Consider the following 16,675-nt stretch of genomic DNA (forward strand, 5'->3'; position numbering starts at 1 on the left):
GCGGCGGAAGAAAGATCGAACCGGGCCTCCCCGCCCGCAGGATCGCGGACCATACTTCAGGAATGACCGCGACTACCGCGTACGACGCCATCGTGCTCGCCGGAGGTGCCGCCAAGCGGCTGGGCGGGGCGGACAAGCCGGCGGTGAGCGTGGGCGGGCGGGCCCTGCTCGACCGCGTTCTCGGGGCCTGCCGTGACGCCGACCGTACCGTGGTTGTCGGCGGGCGCAGGCCCACCGCCCGTCCCGTCGTGTGGGCGCGCGAGGAGCCGGCCGGAGGCGGCCCGCTGGCCGCGCTCGACGCCGGGGTACGGCACACCGCGGCCGGGTCCCTCCTCGTGCTCTCGGCCGATCTTCCGTTCGTCCGTGAGGGGACGGTGCGCAGACTCGTGGACGCTCTCGCCGCGCGTGACGGCGAGGGCGTCGTTCTGACCGACGCCGACGGCCGTGACCAGCCCCTCGTGGCCGCTTACCGCGCTGAGCCCCTTCGGCGTGAACTTGCTCTCCTCGCAGCCGAATACGGGAGCCTTTCCGGGCTGCCGCTGCGTCTACTGACCCGGGAACTGGACCTGGCCCGGATCGAGTCCGACCCTCTCGCCTCCTTCGACTGCGACACCTGGGAGGACATCTCAACAGCCCGGGCCCGCATCAGGGAGCATGTGAACGTGCTGGACGAATGGATCAACGCAGTCAAGGACGAGCTCGGCATCGAGCTGGACGTCGACACCCATGTCCTTCTCGACCTCGCGCGCGACGCCGCCCACGGGGTCGCGCGCCCCGCCGCACCACTGACCACCTTCCTGGTGGGCTACGCGGCGGCCAAGGCAGAGGGCGGACCCGAGGCTGTCGCGGAGGCCGCCCGCAAGGCGGCCGCGCTGGCTGCACGCTGGGCCGAGGAGGCGGAGCAGGGCGCTCGGCCGGATGACCCGGCAGCGGGCGCGAGCGGTGGTGACGCAGCCCGATGACCGGTCACGATAGCCAGGCCGCGGCAGCGGCCGGCAACGAGCAGCCGGCACCCACCGCCGGCGCGGCCCCACCCGATGCGGGCGACCTGGACGGGGTCGACGAAGCGCTGGCCCTGGTCGGTCCCAGGCCGGGTGACGGACCCGGCCCGACCGCCGACCCTGCCCTTCCCGCCGGTGGCTCCCGCCCGCACCGCGAGCGTGCCGCCGCATGGCCCGACGCACGGTCCCGGGCAGCACAGGCCGGTCACGCGGCCGTCCCCCGTACCCACCGCGTGCCGCTGGCCGAGGCGCTGGGGCTGGTGCTCGCCGAGCCGCTCACGGCACTGTGCGACCTCCCCTCCTTCGACACCTCCGCCATGGACGGCTGGGCGGTCGCGGGCCCAGGTCCCTGGTCCCTCCGAGGTGACGGTTCGATCCTCGCCGGCCATTCCGACAGCGGGCCGCTGCCCGACGGCACGGCGGTACGGATCGCCACAGGCGCCCGCATTCCACCGGAGACCACCGCCGTCATCCGCAGTGAACACGCCCGGGTCGACGCCGCCGCGCAGCAGCTCCACGCCGATCGTGAGGTCATTCCCGGACAGGACATCCGCCCCCGTGGCCAGGAGTGCCGGACCGGCGACCGGCTGCTGCCGGCCCTGGCCGTGGTGACACCGCCGGTGCTCGGGCTCGCAGCCGCCGCTGGATACGACGAACTGGTCACGTTCGCCCGTCCCCGCGTGGAGATCCTCGTCCTCGGCGATGAGCTGCTCACCTCCTCCCTGCCTCACGACGGACTCATCCGTGACGCCCTCGGGCCGATGATCGGTCCGTGGCTGCGTGCCCTGGGCGCGGAGGTACTGGCCACACGCCGGCTCGGAGACGACGCCGAGGCCCTCCACAGGGCGGTCACCACCTCCGAGGCGGACGTGGTGGTCACCACGGGCGGTACGGCGGCCGGCCCTGTCGACCATGTCCATCCGGTCCTGCGGAAGGCGGGTGCCGAGCTGCTGGTCGACCAGGTCGCCGTGCGCCCCGGGCATCCGATGCTGCTGGCGCGGCTGGCTCCGGGGAAGTACCTGGTGGGCCTGCCGGGCAACCCCCTGGCCGCCGTCTCCGGTCTCCTGACGCTGGCCGAGCCGCTGCTCCGCGGCCTCGCGGGCCGGCCCACCCCCGCGCCGTACAGCGCCCCGCTGAAGGACGAGGTGCACGGCCACCCGCACGACACCCGGCTCGTTCCCGTTGTGCATCGGGAGGACCGGCTGGTCCCCCTGCACTACAACGGCCCTGCCATGCTGCGAGGCATCGCTGCTGCGGACGGGCTCGCGGTCGTCCCTCCGGGAGGCGCGAGAGCCGGCGAAGAGCTGGAAATCCTCGACCTGCCCTGGGCCACCTTGGCGCCGTGGACCCCCTCGGACGCGGGAAGGTGTTTCACGTGAAACTTCCCGGCCAGGACGCCATGGCCCGGCATGCGGACGAGCACCTCGTCAGCGGCCGTGTGAAACTGCCCCGCCGAATCGTCGAGCGCCCGCTGCGCCAGGTGAGCAAGCGGCTGCTGATGGCGTTGATGGTGCTCGCCATCACGGTGTTCATCGTCTGGACCGACCGAGCCGGCTACCACGACAATTCGGACGAGAAGGTCACGTTCCTCGACGCCGTCTACTACGCCACGGTCACCCTCTCCACCACCGGCTACGGAGACATCGTTCCGTACAGCGACGCGGCACGGCTCACCAACGTGCTGCTGATCACGCCGCTCCGCGTTCTCTTTCTCATCATCCTGGTCGGCACCACTCTCGAGGTCCTCACGGAACGCACTCGGGAGGAGTGGCGGCTGAACCGCTGGAGGTCCAACTTGCGTGAGCACACGGTCATCGTCGGCTTCGGCACGAAGGGACGATCGGCGATGCAGACGCTCTGTGCCACTGGGCTGAGGAAGGACCAGATCGTCATCATCGACCCGAGCGCCAAGGTGATCGAGGCCGCCAACGCGGAGGGATTCGTCGGCGTCGTCGGCGACGCGACGCGCAGCGACGTCCTGATCCGTGCCGAACTGCAGAAGGCCCGGCAGATCGTGGTCGCACCCCAGCGGGACGACACCGCGGTCCTGGTCACCCTCACCGCCCGCCAGCTCAACCGCGGCGCGAAGATCGTCGCCGCGGTCCGCGAGGAGGAGAACGCTCCGTTGCTCCGTCAATCCGGGGCGGACGCAGTCATCACCAGCTCCGGCGCGGCCGGCCGACTGCTCGGCCTGTCCGTCCTGAGCCCCAGCGCGGGAACGGTGATGGAGGACCTGATCCAGCAGGGCAGTGGTCTCGATCTGATCGAGCGTCCGGTGATAAAGGCCGAAGTGGGCCGCAGCGTCCGCGAGACGGAGGACCTGGTCGTGTCCGTGCTGCGCGGCCACCGACTGCTGGGATACGACGATCCGGCCGCGAGCCCGCTGCAGCTCACCGACCGGCTCATCACCATCGTGAGGGCGCAGAACGATTCCGCACCGAACTCGTCCGAGTAGCCTCGCCGCCATGTATGCGATCACGATTCCCGAGCCCGGCGGTCCCGAAGCCCTGGTCTGGGCGGAAGTCCCCGATCCGGTGCCCGGCGAGGGCGAAGTACTCGTCGACGTCGCGGCGAGCGCGGTGAACCGCGCGGATCTGCTGCAACGGCAGGGCTTCTACGACCCCCCGCCGGGATCTTCCCCGTACCCCGGCCTCGAATGTTCGGGCCGGATCTCGGCCGTGGGCCCCGGTGTCTCCGGCTGGGCCGTCGGCGACGAGGTGTGCGCGCTGCTGGCGGGCGGCGGCTACGCGGAGAAGGTGGCTGTACCCGCGGGGCAGTTGCTGCCCGTCCCGGACGGCATGGACCTGATCACGGCCGCCGCGCTGCCCGAGGTGACGGCCACGGTGTGGTCGAACGTGTTCATGATCGCCCATCTGCGACCCGGCGAGACGCTTCTCATCCACGGCGGAGCGAGCGGGATCGGCACCATGGCCGTACAGCTGGCCAAGGCCGTGGGCGCGCGGGTGGCCGTCACCGCAGGGAGCGCCCAGAAGCTCGAGCGCTGTGCAGAGCTGGGTGCCGACTTCCTGATCAACTACCGCGAGCAGGACTTCGTGGAGGAGATCGGAAAGGCCACCGGCGGAGCCGGCGCCGACGTCATCCTCGACATCGTCGGCGCGAAGTACCTGGACCGGAACGTGAAGGCGCTGGCGGTCAACGGCCGGCTCGCCGTCATCGGTCTCCAGGGCGGCGTCAAGGGCGAATTGAACCTGGGCGCTCTGCTGCGCAAGCGTGCAGCCGTCACCGCCACATCGCTGCGCGGCAGGCCGCTGGGTGAGAAGGCGGCGATCGTGGCCGCCGTGCGCGAACACGTCTGGCCCCTGATCGGTGGGGGACGTGTGCACGCGGTCGTGGACCGCAAGGTCCCGCTCGCGGACGCGGCGGAAGGCCACCGCGCGCTGGAGTCCGGGGAGCATGTGGGCAAGGTCCTGCTGATCGCACCGGGTCAGGCCTGAACCATCCCCGGTCAGCGGGGGTCAGGCGCACACGGACGAGGGCCCCGGCCACCGGGAGGTGGCCGGGGCCCTCGTGCCGGACCAGAGGTAAGGGGCCGGACTGTGGACCGTGACCCGCGGTACGGGCCGGGGACCGGACCAGACGTACGGGCCGGACCGGAGACCCGGAGGCAATAAGGCGGACCGGACTAGAGGTAGGGGCCGGAGCGGATCGCGCCGTGCTGACCGCCCTCGTCCTCCTCGTGGGACGCACCGGGCGGGAGTGCGCGCCGCATCTGCTCCAACTGGGCCCGTGCGGCCATCTGCTGGGCGAACAGCGCCGTCTGGATCCCGTGGAAAAGACCTTCGAGCCAGCCCACCAACTGGGCCTGGGCGATACGCAGTTCCGCTTCCGACGGAATCGCGTCGTCCGTGAACGGGAGGGAGAGGCGTTCCAGTTCTTCCACGAGCTCCGGCGCGAGCCCGTCCTCCAGCTCCTTGACGGAACCGGCGTGGATCTCCTTGAGCCGGACCCGGCTCGCCTCGTCCAGAGGAGCTGCCCGCACTTCCTCGAGCAGCTGCTTGATCATGCTGCCGATGCGCATGACCTTCGCCGGCTGTTCGACCATTTCCGTCACCGGGACCTCACGCGACTCGTTGTCACCGTCACCCTGGCTGAGGGCCATCCCGTCCTGTCCCACGACGAGGACGTGTGGGCTCTCCTGCGACCGTTCATTCCTCGGCATCTCCATGCCGCCATTCTCTCGTACATGCGCGTAACCAGAGTTGTGCCCCCGTCGGAGAGTGATCCACCCTCCGACGGGGGCACAAAACCGCTGGACAGCGATCCGCCGATACAGGTTCACCGGGTCGTCGGCGGATGCCGCGGGAATGTGATCAGGCAGCCTCGCGCCGGGCGAGCGCGCCCCGGGAGCGGGTGACCAGCGCGGCCAGTAGTGCGGCGCCCACCGGGACTGCGACCAGCAGAGCGGCCAGTGTCTCCCAGGGCACCACGATCGGCACGTACGGCACAGAGCCCATGGGGCCCCAGCCCTCGTCCAGAGCCTGCTCGTACCAGGCCCGCTGCTGGCGCTCCTCGGTGAGCCTCAGCCCGATCGCCGGCAGTACGCCGGCCGCCGAGCCGAGGACCACGCCCATCGCGGCCACCACCCCGCACTGGAAGCCGCTGAGCGTCCTGCGGACCCTCGGCGGGGCTCCGACGGCGGCAAGGGTCTTCAGGTCGGCCTCCGCGTCCGCCTGGGCCAGTCCGGTGGCGATGCCCGCCGCTCCGATAGTGATCAGACCGGCGAACACCGTCAGTGCCAGCATCACGATGCTGTTCTCGCTGGTGTAGCCCTCCTCGATGTGAAGGTTGACCGCGGCGCCCGTCTTGTCCAGCTCGCCGTCGAGCCGCTGCTGCTGCTCGGTGCTCGGCATCCTGTCCGTCGAGAAGTAGGCGCCGAGCGGCACCGTGGTGAGCCCCGCCGACTTGGCCGCGGCGGGCGTGAGCAGCGTGGAGAGGCCGTACGAGTTCGTCTCCGCGGCCATGTGAGCGGTGAAGGTCCTGATCTCGCCAGGGGGCTGTTGGCCCTTCTCCGCGGCCCGGTCGGCGGCCTCGATGTCGGTGATCAACCGGATGCCGATCTTGCCCTTGCTGTCGACGTTGCGCTTGTCGAAGGACACGATCTGCCCGGCCGCCAGGGCCTTCTCCGCGGCGGGATCGTCGATGCCGAGCACCTTGAGCAGCTTGGCGTCCGCGACGGTCACGCCGCCGTCGACGTAGGCCCCACCGCCGCTGCCCTCCTTGCAGCGCCAGTCCTCGGCCAGCTTGCGGCGTTCCGCCTTGCTGAACTTTTCCGACGGGTCCTGGTCCGGGTGCGCCGAATCCACGGCCCACAGCGGGCACTCGTTTGCCTTGGGCACGATGATCTCGTACCGTCCACAGCCCTTGCCGCTGTCGTACATCCCGCAGCCGGCCCGGCCCACGGAGATCCGGTCGACGTCCGCCCGCACGTCCACGGGAAGCAGCTTCTGTACGGTGCTGCGCGCACCCGGGACGTCACGCCCGCCCCCCTCGTCGATCGTCATGGAGACGGCGCCGTGCGGCAGTTGTGCCTGGTACTCGGCGGCGCCCTGGGCATCGGAGCTCGCAGCGTAGGTGGCGACGGCCACCGTGCCCGCGACGGCGGCCAGTACCGCGGCGACCGCGGGAGCCGTGCGTCCCCGGTTGCGGACGGCGTCGCGCAGGGCGAGTCGGGGGGACAGCGGCAGGATCCGGCCGATCCGGCCGAACAGGCCCACCAGGGCGGGAGTCAGCGCGACCACGCCCAGCTCGGCCAGGGCACTGCCGCCGGCGACGATGGCGAACTGGTCGGTCATCATCGACCCGTACAGGGCGATCGCAGCACCGAGACCCACCGCGATCAGGCCGATGACCGGCAGGACCCGGCTGCTGCGGCGGACGCCGCGGCGGCCGGTGAGCGAGGCGAGGACGGTCTGCCGCGACGCGGTGACGGCGGGTACGACGGCGGCCAGCAGACCGGTCAGCACGGCGAGCAGTGCGATACCCAGCAGTTCGAGCGGCCGGACGTCGAAGTGCCCGAAGCGCTTGCCCAGGTAGTCCTCCAGCAGCGGCTGGAGCAGGTAGGTGAGGGCCAGTCCGAGGACCGTGCCCACGACGGCTGCCGCGACGCCGATCACCAGACCGCCACCGAGAACGATGGCCCGGATGTGCCGGCGGTCGCCGCCGTTGGCCCCCACCAGGCCGAGCTGGCGGCGGGAGCGCCGGGCGCCCACCGCGAAGGCGGGGCCGGCCAGCAGGCAGATCTCGAGCATGGCGAGGCCGACGACGGTACCCACAGCGGCGAGCGCCGCCGCCTTTGCGGCCGTGCTCTCCTCGAAGTTCCCCCAGCCCTCCTCCTGGAAGAGGGGCACCTCGGAGTCGGCCGGCGGGTTCAGGGACACCGCCCGTGATTCGACCGTCACACCCTTGGTGTTGATGTCCTTGACGATGTTCCACGTGAAACCGCCGGGAAGGGTCGCAAGCAGCGTCGTGGAGGGCGACGTGCCGGACAGCCCCGCCGTTTCCAGCGCCTTGTCGAGCGGTGCGAGCATGGCACCCGGCAAGGCGTTGACCTGGTCGGTGTCCAGGTCGTTGGGGAGTTCGTACGAGCCGACGATGCGGTACGCGCGGTCGAATCCCCGAGCGGTGAGCGTGGAGCCCACCTTGAGGCCGCTGCTCTCGAGGAAGTGCGTGGTCGCGGCCACTTCGTCGGGCTTCTGCGGGAGCCGGCCGCTGACCACGGCCAGGATGCCCTCGGCCATCGGGTCGGAGGCGTTCAGCTCCCGTATCTCTGTGTGCAGCAGACCGTGCGTCGTGCGGAGCTTGGCGGAACCGACCGTGTCCTTCAGTGTCTTCGCGCCTGCGGGCAGGGCCTTGGTGATGTCCGCCTTCCCCTCCGGCCACGGCTTGTCGTCGAAGTCGCCGATCGGGTTGTAGTTCCTGCCGTCCGGTGACTGCATGATCGGTACGCCGCCCAGACCCGGGTCGGAGATCCTGCCGTCGGCGGCACCGAGCGAGCGCTCGAGTCCCTGCTCGGTGGAGAGTTCCGCGCTGCGGACGGTCAGATCCGCCGCGCTCACCCCGAGGATGGGCAGGGCGATCATGGCCAGGACGAGGAAGCTGCGGCCCTTCGAGCGCCAGGCGTCGCGGCGCGCGATCCGGATCGCGGCGCGCCAGGAGTGGTACCAGGTGATCACAGCTCGGCCGCCTGGCCGGAGAGCAGGGAGTCCGCCTGGCTGCGCACGGTCTGATCGACGACCGCGCCGTCGCGCAGGAACACCACGCGGTCGGCCCAGGCGGCGAAGCGCGGCTCGTGGGTGACCAGGATGCCGGCGGCGCCGGCGTCACAGCGGGAGCGCAGCAGGGCGAGCACGGACTCACCGGTCTCCGAGTCCAGGGCGCCGGTCGGCTCGTCGGCGAGCACGAGGCGGCGGTCGCCCACGAGGGCCCGCGCGATGGCGACCCGCTGCTGCTGGCCGCCCGACATCTCGTCGGGGAAGCGGTCGGCGAGGTGCCCGAGGTCCATCTCCTCAAGAGCGGCGACGGCTTCGCCACGGGCCTTCCGGGCGGAGACGCCGTCGAGTTCGCGCGGCAGGGCGACGTTCTCTGCGGCGGTGAGTGCCGGGATGAGGTTGTAGTCCTGGAAGACGTAGCCGATGCTGCGCCGGCGCAGAGCGGCGAGCGTCTTGCGATCGGCGGTCGTGATGTCGGTGTCCTCGACGATCACGCGCCCGGAGGTCGGAACGTCGAGGCCGCCCGCGATGGTCAGCAGCGTCGACTTCCCGGAGCCCGACGGGCCCATGACGGCGACGAGTTCGCCGGGGAAGACATCGAGGTTGATCCCACGCAGGGCATGCACTTCGGTGGCGCCGCTGCCGTGCACACGCGTCAACTGCTGTAGTTGCAGAACCGGTTGCTGTGCAGGCTGAGGCTGCTGTGACAGCTGTTCGGACATAGGTGAAGTCCCCCTTGGTCGGGCGCGTACACACGAGCGGGTGTACGGAGAGGTGTGTGGTCGGCCGGGTGGGCCGATTCGGTTCTGTGGGCCGCGCTGCGGCCGGGTGACCGGTGCGGAGCGGGCGTTCGCCCTGTGGCCCTTGGTGGCCGGCCGGAGCGGGTGTCCGGCCCGGCGTGGCGTCCGGCGCCTTCCCGTGTCCGCCCCCGGCGTGGTGGCCGTCGAAGGGCGTGGCCCTGAGCGGACGAGCGGTGCCGGTCTGCGGGATGTGCGGTCTGTGCAGTGACCGGGCGCCCTGCGTGCGGATGGTTCCGACTCGCCCAAGCCGGCCTGAGCCGGAGCCGGAGCCGGCCTAATCAGGCCGCGCCGGACGGGCGCCCGCAGTGGTCGGACGGGTCCGTGCCGACGGTGCGACGGCGGGTGGATCGGCTGCCGGTTGCGTTCCCCGCCCTGCCGCCGCCGAGAGCCTGATCAGCCGCACCTCGCAGTGGTCGAGCCAGCGCGCCTCGGCCTCCGTCTGGAAGATGAGCTGCTCCAGCACGAGCAGCCACGCCACGTCGTCCCGCTCCCGCGACCCCCCGCTCTCGATCGCGGCGAGCGCCTGGGCCTTGAGGCGGGTGTAGTCCTGCATGGCGTTCACCGTGTGATGGCGCTGGGACTGGATGACGGCACGGATGTCCACCCCCGGTGCGCCGACCGCCATGGCGAGCTTGATGGCCAGTTCGTCGCGGGGCGGGCTGCTGCGGTCCACCGGCGTCTCGAACCAGCTCCTGAGCTCCGAGCGGCCGGCGTCCGTGATGACGTACAGAGCGTGCCCGGCCTCGTCCTCGCCGTTCTGAGCGACCATCCCGTCACGCTCCAGACGGTTGAGGGTCGTGTAGACCTGGCCGACGTTGAGCGGCCAGGTGGCGCCCGTTCGCGACTCGAACTCCGAGCGGAGCTGGGAGCCGTAGCGGGGGCCGTGTTCGAGGAGGGCGAGGAGCCCGTGCCTGATGGACATACTCAGTATGTATACCGAGTATGCCCATGACGGCAACCATCGCTGGAGGGACTCACGGCGTCCCCCTTGAGACGGACGCGGGAGTCAGCGACGGCGCAGCCGCATGCCCAGAAAGCCGATGCCGAGGCCCATCAGGGCCATGCCGATGCCCAGCGAGAGCGGCGAGATCTGCTGGGCGACGGGCATCGGCGATGACTGAGGTGCCTGGTGGCGGGCGGCGGCGGGGTCGCTCCTGCGGGGTCCGTAGGTCGGCGCGTTCCAGGCCCCGACGGGCTCGTCCGTCTCGGGTGCCCAGTCCTCCTCCGGAAGTGCGTCCTCCGGGGGTCGTCCCGGGCGGAACGGCCGGTCCTCGTGCCGCCGGGGCGGCCGGTCCGGGGCGGAGGACTTCGCGGGGGCGCCGGTTTTCGACGGCGACACCGCCGCGGCGTGAGTGCCCGAAGGGGCGATGGAAGGGCTCGCGCTCGGCGACGGCGTCGTACGACGGCCGGGGCGCTGGCGCCCCTCCCCTGCCTGCCGCCCCGCGAGCGATTTGGAGACAGAGGGTTCGGGGGACGCCTCCCGCTGCTCCCGCTCCCCGGCGTTGGCGACCGGAGTGGCCAGCAGGAGAAGTGAAGCGACGGTGATCGCGCATCGAGTGCGCAGCGCTGGAGTCACCGGATGACCCCTCCCGTGCCGAGTCGTCGTCACCGACATATCGGAGTCAGCGTCACATGACGCCCGCTCGCCGGCATCTCGGGCAGGGGGTCGTCCCGGCGGCGGGTACGGAGACGGCCCGGTGCGCAGGGCGCGTACCGGGCCGTTTGCTTCGTGCGGTGCCCTTGAAGGAGCTCGGGAGGGGCTACTCCGGATAGCCGGTGGAGACTTCGAGGTCGAACGTCGCGTCGTCCTCCGACACCTCGACGTCGGCGCCCGGGAACTGGGTCACCACGACGCCCTCGCCCCATTGCGCGTTGGGCACGTCCTTGACGTTGACCTTCCAGCCCGCGGCCTGCGCGCACTCCTTGACCGACAGGATGTCCTTGTAGACGAAGTCGGGGGCCTGGACCTTGGACGGATCGTCGTAGCCCTCCTGGGCGTCCGAGCACTTCGTCTTGTCGATCTTCCGCTGGCGCTCCGGGCCCTTGTAGCCGGCCTGCTGCGACTCGCTGGTCGTCGGGTCGCCGCCTGCCTCGGTGCTCGGATCGTCGTCGTCCTTGTTCATGACGATCGCGGTGATGAGACCGCCGACGGCGAGCAGTGCCACCGCGATGGCGCCCACGATCACCGGCATGTTCCGCCGGCCACCGCCACCGCTGCCGCCGGTCGTTGCAGGCTGCGGCGAGATCGTGTACGGCGGCGGCGTCGGCACCGCCGGGGCCTGTGTCTGGTAGGCCGGGGCGGGCGTCGGGTAGCCGTAGTGCGGCGTAGGGGCCGGGGTGGGCGCGCCGTAGGGACCGGGCTGGTAGGGCGTCTGGACGCCGCTCTGCGGGGGCGGGGCGGACTGGTCCAGGGGCGGGAAGACGGCGGAACCGACGCCCGCGCCGCTGCTCGCCGGCGCACCGCTGATGATCACAGGTGCGCCGGTCTGTCCGGCGCTCATGACCCGGGCGCACTCGTCGCGCATGGCCGCGGCGCTCGGGAACCGCTCGTTCGGGTTCTTCTTCAGGGCGCGGGCGACGAGCGCGTCCATCGCGGGAGTGATGGACCGGTTGACGGTGGACGGCGCGACCGGCTCTTCCTGGACGTGCGCATACGCGATCGCCAGCGGCGAGTCCGCGTCGAACGGCAGCCGGCCGGTCAGCAGCTGGAAGAGCATGATCCCCACCGAGTACAGGTCGGAGCGGGCGTCCACACCGCGTCCGAGGGCCTGCTCAGGGGAGAGGTACTGCGGCGTGCCGACGACCATGCCCGTCTGCGTCATCGACGTGACGCCCGACTGCATGGCGCGGGCGATGCCGAAGTCCATCACCTTGACGATGCCGCGCTTGGTCATCATCACGTTGCCCGGCTTGATGTCGCGGTGGACCAGGCCCATCTCGTGACTGGTCTCAAGGGCCGCGAGCACGTCGGCGGTGACCTTGAGGGCCTTGTCGGCGGGCATCGCGCCGTACTGCTGGATGTCGGCGGCCAGGACGGATCCCAGCGGCTGCCCCTCCACGTACTCCATGACGATGTACGGCATCAGCGAGCCGTCGAGCTCGTCCTCGCCGGTGTCGAAGACGGACACGATGTTGGTGTGGGACAGCTTGGCGACGGCCTGCGCCTCTCGCCGGAACCGCTCGCGGAACGACTGCTCGCGCCCCAGTTCCGTGTGGAGCGTCTTGATGGCCACCTGGCGGTCGAGCGCGGAGTCGTAGGCCAGGTAGACGGATGCCATGCCGCCTTCGCCGAGCAGATCGCGAAGCTGATACCGGCCGCCCGCCACGGAACCACCCGCATAGCGGCCCTGCGCGCCGTCCTGGCTCATGACTGTGCATCCCCCTCGGCGCGGTGGCCCGACGGCCCGGTCCGCGATGGTTCGCAATTGCTTGCCGATCCTTGTCTCGAGGACCGAGAAACCTGGACCGTGATCCCGTATTACGGGGCAAGTCTGCCGCAGGGGTCCGACACGTCAAGCCAGGTGCCCGTTCCGTGACCGTACGCACAACAAGCGTCTCGGAAGCGTTACAGGAACAGCATGGAATTTGCACCCCTCCGCGCCCAGGCGGTTTGATGGCCGGTCCCTCTCGAAAACCGGCCTGCCGCGCCAAGGCTGTAGCGTGACGTGGCACAGCACCCCGAGAAATGACATCCCGCAGGCAGAGTACGCACGCGGACAGATACGACGGCGAGGACTGATGGCACCCGAACCCGGAGCAGACGGCAGCGGAGTGCCGGATTCTGCGGACGCCTGGGGTGTCGGCGGACTGGTCGGAGACGGCCGCTACCGCCTGACGCACCGTCTCGGCCGCGGCGGCATGGCCGAGGTGTTCGCGGCGGAGGACGTACGGCTCGGCCGTACGGTCGCCGTCAAACTGCTGCGGCCGGACCTGGCAGAGGATCCGGTCTCCAAGGCCCGCTTCACCCGTGAGGCGCAGTCGGTCGCCGGCCTCAACCACCATGCGGTGGTGGCGGTCTACGACTCCGGCGAGGACGTGGTGGGCAGCCAGACCGTCCCCTACATCGTGATGGAGCTCGTCGAGGGGCGCACCATCCGCGACCTGCTCGTCAACGCGGAGGCGCCGCCGCCCGAGCAGGCCCTGATCATCGTCTCCGGCGTCCTCGAGGCCCTCGCCTATTCGCACCAGCACGGCATCGTGCACCGCGACATCAAGCCCGCCAACGTCATCATCACCAACTCCGGCGCGGTCAAGGTGATGGACTTCGGCATCGCGCGCGCACTGCACGGCGCCCAGTCGACGATGACCCAGACCGGCATGGTCATGGGCACCCCCCAGTACCTCTCCCCCGAGCAGGCGCTGGGCAAGGCCGTCGACCACCGTTCCGACCTGTACGCGACGGGCTGCCTGCTGTACGAACTGCTCGCGCTGCGGCCCCCGTTCACCGGTGAGACGCCGCTCTCGGTCGTCTACCAACACGTGCAGGACATCCCCGTGCCGCCGTCCGACGTCTCGGACGTGGTGCCGCCCGAGCTCGACGGGCTGGTCATGCGCTCCCTCGCCAAGGACCCGGACGACCGGTTCCAGAGCGCGGAGGAGATGCGCGGACTGGTGCAGTACGGGCTGCAGATGCTGCAGCAGCAGGGCAGCCACAACGGCACCTGGAACACCGGGCCGGTCCAGCTCTACGACGGTGGCGGAACCCCGGCGAGGGGCATGACCGGCGCGACCGCGGCGCACCCCGTGCACGGCGAGACCTCGCAGGGCCCGATCCTTCCCCCGATGAACCCGAACGACGGGGGCTACGACGGCGGTTACGGGGCCGGCGGGCGCGGCGGCAGGGACGGCCGGGGCAAGGTCTGGCTGCTCGCGGCTCTTGCCGTGGTAGCGGTGGTCGTGGGCATCGCCTTCGCGCTCGACAGGGCGAACGACAAGGGCGGCACGAACCCGGGCGACGGAAAGACGGTCTCCGAGACGCCGACGACTCCGGAGGAGTCGCCGACGCCGACCGAGGAGGAGACCGAGCCGACGGACGAGCCCGACACCTCCACGGGCGGCAACCAGCAGCCGTCGTGGACTCCTTCGGACGTACCGTCGTTCACGCCGAGCACCCAGCCGACGCCGTCCTGGACGCCGTCCCCGACGGGCAAGCCGACCGAGCCGACGGGCAAGCCGACGCAGCCGACGCCGACGCCGACGGAGCCGACGGACGAACCGCCCCCGACCGAGACGGGCGGTGTCACCGAAGGCGGGGGCGGCACCGTGGAGGGCAACGACGGCGGCGAGTGACGGGGCGGGTCCGGCCTTGCGGTGCCTGCGGCACCCGCGCACGCCTCACCCGGCGAACGCGTCGCACACCGCGTCGTACTCCTTCGTCCACCACACCGCCAGGGCCGACACCGCGGGGAACTGCGGGTCGGCCCTTCGGTCGTGCAGCTCGTAGCGCCAGCGCAGTATCCAGAAGTCGTTGAGCCGCTCCCACCAGACCCGGTGCACGGCGGCCCGCAGTTCGGCCGGGTCGGCGCCGGCGGCACGCCGGTACGCACGTGCATAGGCCCGCACCTTCGTGAGCTCCAGCCGGCCGGCCGGGAGGACGAAGAAGATCGCCGCTGCCCGCACCGCCTCCTCCGCCCGCGGCTGTACCCCGAGCCGGTCCCAGTCGACGATCGCGGCCGGCTCCGCCCCCTGGTAAAGCAGGTTCAGCGGGTGGAAGTCGCCGTGCACCCAGCCGCCCGCGCCGCCCGGCGGCGGTCTGCGGCCGGCGTGGTGCTCCAGCAGCGTGCGCCGCTGGAGGAGGCGGTGTTCCGCGAGGGTGTCGAAGGAGTCGCGGGGCCGGGCCGACCTGGCCAGCTCCAGCAGTTCGTCGATGAGATCGAACGTCTCTTCGGGGTCGGCGCTGTTGTGCTCGGTCTTGCGGGCGGCGCCGTCGTCCATGACCTGCGCAAGGCAGGTGTGGACCAGGCCGAGGAGCGATCCGAGCCGCCGTGACTGGGCGGTGCTGAGCTGGGCGCCGTTGCGGTGGCGGCCTTCGATCCAGGGGTGCAGGGCGTAGCAGTGGCCGTCGATCACGGCGACCGTCTCACCGCCCTGGTCCTCCAGGGGCGGCGCGACGGGCACGTGGAGGGCCTGGAGCCGCTGGGTGGCGCGGTGCTGCCGCACGATGGCCTCGTGGTCGCCGTCGAGGTGGTGCTTGAGGAAGTACGCCCCGCGGGTGGTCGCAAGGCGGTAGCCACGGTTGAGGAGCCCCTGGGTGACGGGTTTGCAGGAGAGGGGCTCGCCCGCGTTCTCGTAGCGGCGCAGAAGCGCGGAGAGGGGCGGAGCTGTATCAGATGAGCGCGGCACCCGCCAGATGTTAGATCACTCCGTGTGTTGCGCCGAATGCCCCTCGGAGTCACCGAAGATGTGCACGGTGGCGAAGTGGGGTTCGACGCACAGGTATGCCGGCCGGAAGTCCTCGCCGTCGATGCGGTCCGGCCGCGGCCCGAAGTGCGCCGGCTCCTCGTTCGGGCCGACCGTCTCCGCGGTACCGGTGAACTGCACGGGCCAGAGAGCCGCCGCACCGCGTGGAGGTTGTCCGCGCCGGAGGCGACCACGCTGCCGCAGCCTGCCCGCAGATGCTCGCCGGTGGCCTGCAGCCTCAGCAGTACGGCCGTCCGCACGACGTGTCGTGCGGGACCAGGACGGGCACGGCTCGGACACTGGTGGCCAAGGAGGCAGTGGGCGGACGCGGCCGAGCAGCTCGATGGCGCGGAGTCCCTCCGAGGGCATGCCGTCCACTCTCGGTGCTCCGACGGCTCCGCAGGTGGAGGCTCCGGAGCAGAACGTGACGGACCCCAGGTCCCATGACCGCGCGTGGACGCGTTGGCCCGAACGAGTGACGGTGGCGGTGTCAGTGGTGCTGACGTTCCGCCTGGACCCTCGCCACGTGCGCGGCGGCCTGCGTGCGCCGCTCCATGCCCGGCTCGGCGAGCAGGCTGGAGACGTAGTTCTTGATGGTCTTCTCCGCGAGGTGGAGCCGCTCGCCGATGGCCCGGTTGGTGAGCCCTTCCCCGATCAGGTCCAAGATCCTGCGCTCCTGGTCCGTGAGGTTCGCGATCCGCTCGTCGCCGGCCGGCCTGTTCCCCTCGCGCAGCCGCTCCATGACCCGGGCGGTCGCCGCCGGGTCGAGCAGCGATCTGCCCGCGGCGACGTCCCGCACCGCGGCGAGCAGTTCGCTGCCGCGGATCGCCTTCAGCGCATATCCCGAGGCACCTGCCATGATCGCGTCGAAGAGGGCCTCGTCGTCGGCGAACGAGGTGAGCATCAGACACTTGATGTTCTCGTTGCGCGAACGGACCTCGCGGCTCACCTCCACGCCGCTGCCGTCCGGCAGCCGCACGTCGAGGATGGCGACATCCGGAGCGGTCGCAGGGATCCTGACCAGGGCGTCTTCCGCGGTTTCCGCCTCGCCGACCACCTCGATGTCGGCTTCGGCGGCGAGCAGTTCACGAACGCCACGCCGGACCATTTCATGGTCGTCGAGAAGAAATGCAGTGATTTTTCCCGTTTCGCGCACGGAGGCAGTCTCACATATTGACTCTTCCCGTGTCCGGGGTGGCCGGGATAACGTGCCCGTGTTCCGGCGGCCTGCAGGGCTGTGACCAGT

General features: G+C 71.0%; 14 protein-coding genes. 5 read left to right on the forward strand and 9 right to left on the reverse strand.

Translation table 11 applies throughout. The features are described from left to right. Positions 1-62: 62 nt before the first annotated feature. Genes MDN94_RS08135 through MDN94_RS08150 form a run of 4 tightly spaced genes read left to right on the forward strand, consistent with a single transcriptional unit; the run spans position 63 to position 4,456 of the window. Complete coding sequence (locus MDN94_RS08135) at positions 63-962, forward strand: NTP transferase domain-containing protein (protein WP_482725214.1); 900 nt, start codon at positions 63-65, stop codon at positions 960-962. Then, complete coding sequence (locus tag MDN94_RS08140) at positions 959-2,380, forward strand: molybdopterin molybdotransferase MoeA (RefSeq protein ID WP_482725215.1); 1,422 nt, start codon at positions 959-961, stop codon at positions 2,378-2,380. The genes MDN94_RS08135 and MDN94_RS08140 overlap by 4 nt, the downstream gene beginning before the upstream one ends. Then, entirely contained in the window at positions 2,377-3,456 is a 1,080-nt protein-coding gene (locus tag MDN94_RS08145) for a potassium channel family protein (protein ID WP_482725216.1), read from the forward strand. The genes MDN94_RS08140 and MDN94_RS08145 overlap by 4 nt, the downstream gene beginning before the upstream one ends. 10 nt (positions 3,457-3,466) lie before the next feature. Beyond that, positions 3,467-4,456 (forward strand): NAD(P)H-quinone oxidoreductase, encoded by a 990-nt coding sequence (locus MDN94_RS08150; RefSeq protein WP_482725217.1) that lies wholly within the window; start codon positions 3,467-3,469, stop codon positions 4,454-4,456. Between the two features lie 188 nt (positions 4,457-4,644). On the opposite strand, the gene MDN94_RS08155 is transcribed toward MDN94_RS08150, so the two are convergent. The 6 genes from MDN94_RS08155 to MDN94_RS08180 form a co-directional block, all read right to left on the reverse strand. Next, positions 4,645-5,187 (reverse strand): bacterial proteasome activator family protein, encoded by a 543-nt coding sequence (locus MDN94_RS08155; protein ID WP_005314769.1) that lies wholly within the window; start codon positions 5,185-5,187, stop codon positions 4,645-4,647. Between the two features lie 145 nt (positions 5,188-5,332). After that, positions 5,333-8,194, reverse strand: coding sequence for an ABC transporter permease (locus MDN94_RS08160; RefSeq protein ID WP_482725218.1), 2,862 nt, complete (start codon positions 8,192-8,194; stop codon positions 5,333-5,335). Beyond that, a complete protein-coding gene (locus MDN94_RS08165; protein WP_482725219.1) occupies positions 8,191-8,952 on the reverse strand; it encodes an ABC transporter ATP-binding protein in 762 nt (253 codons plus the stop codon). The genes MDN94_RS08160 and MDN94_RS08165 overlap by 4 nt, the downstream gene beginning before the upstream one ends. 352 nt (positions 8,953-9,304) lie before the next feature. Further along, entirely contained in the window at positions 9,305-9,952 is a 648-nt protein-coding gene (locus MDN94_RS08170) for a PadR family transcriptional regulator (RefSeq protein ID WP_482725220.1), read from the reverse strand. A gap of 84 nt (positions 9,953-10,036) precedes the next feature. Next, positions 10,037-10,606, reverse strand: a complete 570-nt coding sequence (locus tag MDN94_RS08175; protein WP_482725221.1) for a hypothetical protein — start codon at positions 10,604-10,606, stop codon at positions 10,037-10,039. 184 nt (positions 10,607-10,790) lie between these two features. After that, on the reverse strand, positions 10,791-12,398 hold the full coding sequence (locus MDN94_RS08180; protein WP_482725222.1) for a protein kinase domain-containing protein: 1,608 nt from the start codon (positions 12,396-12,398) through the stop codon (positions 10,791-10,793). Between the two features lie 370 nt (positions 12,399-12,768). On the opposite strand from MDN94_RS08180, the gene MDN94_RS08185 reads away from it, so the two are divergent. Continuing rightward, the gene (locus MDN94_RS08185; protein WP_482725223.1) at positions 12,769-14,319 is read left to right on the forward strand and encodes a protein kinase domain-containing protein; all 1,551 of its coding nucleotides are present in this window, start codon (positions 12,769-12,771) and stop codon (positions 14,317-14,319) included. 45 nt (positions 14,320-14,364) lie between these two features. Here MDN94_RS08185 and MDN94_RS08190 read toward each other — a convergent pair whose 3' ends face one another. The 3 genes from MDN94_RS08190 to MDN94_RS08200 form a co-directional block, all read right to left on the reverse strand. Beyond that, complete coding sequence (locus MDN94_RS08190; RefSeq protein WP_482725224.1) at positions 14,365-15,372, reverse strand: phosphotransferase; 1,008 nt, start codon at positions 15,370-15,372, stop codon at positions 14,365-14,367. A gap of 15 nt (positions 15,373-15,387) precedes the next feature. After that, entirely contained in the window at positions 15,388-15,570 is a 183-nt protein-coding gene (locus MDN94_RS08195) for a hypothetical protein (protein ID WP_482725225.1), read from the reverse strand. Between the two features lie 349 nt (positions 15,571-15,919). Beyond that, complete coding sequence (locus tag MDN94_RS08200; protein ID WP_482725226.1) at positions 15,920-16,585, reverse strand: response regulator; 666 nt, start codon at positions 16,583-16,585, stop codon at positions 15,920-15,922. Positions 16,586-16,675: the final 90 nt, after the last annotated feature.

Source organism: Streptomyces sp. WAC00040, from assembly GCF_056835925.1.